This is a genomic window from Streptomyces mutomycini (genome assembly GCF_001700505.1).
In the GTDB taxonomy this organism is placed as follows: Bacteria; Actinomycetota; Actinomycetes; order Streptomycetales; family Streptomycetaceae; genus Streptomyces; species Streptomyces mutomycini.
The window spans coordinates 1-1,699 of record NZ_MAPV01000390.1 but is presented as its reverse complement, the minus strand read 5'-3'; the positions used below and the strand labels follow the sequence as shown (position 1 = coordinate 1,699).

Here is a 1,699-nt window from a genome sequence, read left to right as displayed (position 1 = left end):
CGCGGGGCGACCTCCTCCACCGCCCGCCACAGCGCGGCCGCGTCCAGATCCGTGCCGTGTGCCTCGACCAGCTCCAGCTCCTCCGCAGCGCGATCAGATCCCGGCCGACATCGCCGAGGAAGAAGAACCGCTCCAATTCAGGTCTCGTCGGCTCCTCGGCGAACTTCCCGTACGCCTCGGCCTGATCATCAGTTAAGAACTCCACCGGCATGACGGGGCCCGTAGCCAGGCCCACCCGTGATCGACGATCTTTCAGCGAACCCCCGTTCTGGGGGCGACCGCTCGAAACGGGGCGGTTCAACTGCCCCCTGCCCCGCAACCGAAGCAGACGCAGAACCTAACGAAGCACTACTAGTGGTAGAACCGCGTATGACCTTCACGACGCCGAGCGTCACGGCTGCCGGGCTCAAGGCCGCCGGCAGCATCACCGCGGCCCTGATCGGACGCTACCGGCCCACGGGCATACCCCGGCTGGGCAGCAAAGAAGACCGGGCGTTGGCCTACCGCCGGCTGCTCGACGCCTCGACCCGCTCGTTCAACTACGCGTACCAGTTCTCTCGCCTCCAGCGCGAGGCCGGACGAGCCGCACACAAGCTTTTGCTTGGCCAGCTCCCGCAGGCCTGGGAGGTCGCCGGTGAACTCATCGGCGCGCTGCACGGGGTCCGGCTGTGCGGCACGGTGCCCGTAATCGCCGCGGCGGAGGACCTGGTGGCAACGGCCAGCGACCTAGACCTGAACGAGAAGAACGGCGCCCGGTTCCAGCGGCTGACCGAGGCCTTCGTCGCCGCCCAGGGCGTGTTTCTCGACGCCTGCCGCGAGGACCTAGCATATTCGGCACGGCGGTGGCAGCTGATACGGCGGTACAGGGAACACCGTTTCCTGCACGCCCGCCCCTGATGCTGCGTCCACATTCCACCCATTCGGTAAACACGTTGACAACATGCCGGACAAGGTCGCCGGCTCCCTCCGCACCGCCGAACTGGACGACGCCGAACGGTGTCGCCCGTGAAGGCGGTGACGCAGCGGGTCTGAGGGCGCCGCCCGGGTTACCCCTCCACCTTGATCCCGATCGCCGGGTTCAGGTCGTCCAGCTTGACCTCCAGGCCAGCCGGGGCGTGCAGCAGCGCCGCGGCGATGAACGCGCCGTTCGTGACGTACATGCCAGTCACACGCTCCATCGCATGCTTGAGGCCGTACGAGGAGCTCTCCGCCGGCACAGTCAGCCAGGTCTGCTCAGCGATCCAGGCGTAGGCAGCCTGAACCTCGTCGAGACGGACAGGCTTCGGGGCGAAGGCGCTTGAGCCGTATCCGTTCGCGCTCAGGTTCGGGTGGGCGACGCTGAGGGCGTTGAGGTCGGCCTGTGTGATGGTCATTTCGACTTACCTTTGCGTTAGCCTCGCCGTTTCGGTTGGCGTGAGATCAGTTGCTGGCCGTGAACGCGAAAGTGCCTTCCGAGCTGGGACGATGAACCTTGTCGAGGGGTTCTGTCGGTCCAGGTGGAAGGCACTTTCTGCGTGCAGGGTATCGGTTCGCGTCCCAGGCTTCATGTCTCCGCTGACGGTGCGGGGGTGGTCGGTCATGCCGGGGCACGGCTACTGGCTGATCTCGCCGATGTCACTGGACTGACCAGCTCGTACTCCACCGCGTTGAGACCGCTTCGGCCACGAGGTACTGGTCATGACCCGGGCCGGATCGCTAC

3 protein-coding genes and 1 pseudogene are annotated in these 1,699 nt (G+C 66.3%); 3 read left to right on the top strand and 1 reads right to left on the bottom strand.

The window, feature by feature from the left end; genetic code table 11:
- Positions 1-185, top strand: a 185-nt coding sequence (locus tag BFF76_RS33440) for a hypothetical protein (protein ID WP_208604902.1), incomplete at its 5' end; no start/stop codon positions are given.
- Positions 186-369: 184 nt separating this feature from the next.
- Complete coding sequence (locus BFF76_RS30635) at positions 370-897, top strand: hypothetical protein (RefSeq protein WP_107418517.1); 528 nt, start codon at positions 370-372, stop codon at positions 895-897.
- A gap of 149 nt (positions 898-1,046) precedes the next feature.
- Here BFF76_RS30635 and BFF76_RS30630 read toward each other — a convergent pair whose 3' ends face one another.
- Positions 1,047-1,373: a hypothetical protein gene (locus BFF76_RS30630; protein ID WP_030125606.1), complete on the bottom strand. Its 327-nt coding sequence runs from the start codon at positions 1,371-1,373 to the stop codon at positions 1,047-1,049.
- A 123-nt stretch (positions 1,374-1,496) separates the two neighbouring features.
- Here BFF76_RS30630 and BFF76_RS34350 point away from each other — a divergent pair.
- A pseudogene (locus BFF76_RS34350) lies at positions 1,497-1,699 on the top strand (IS1380 family transposase); the annotation flags it as partial.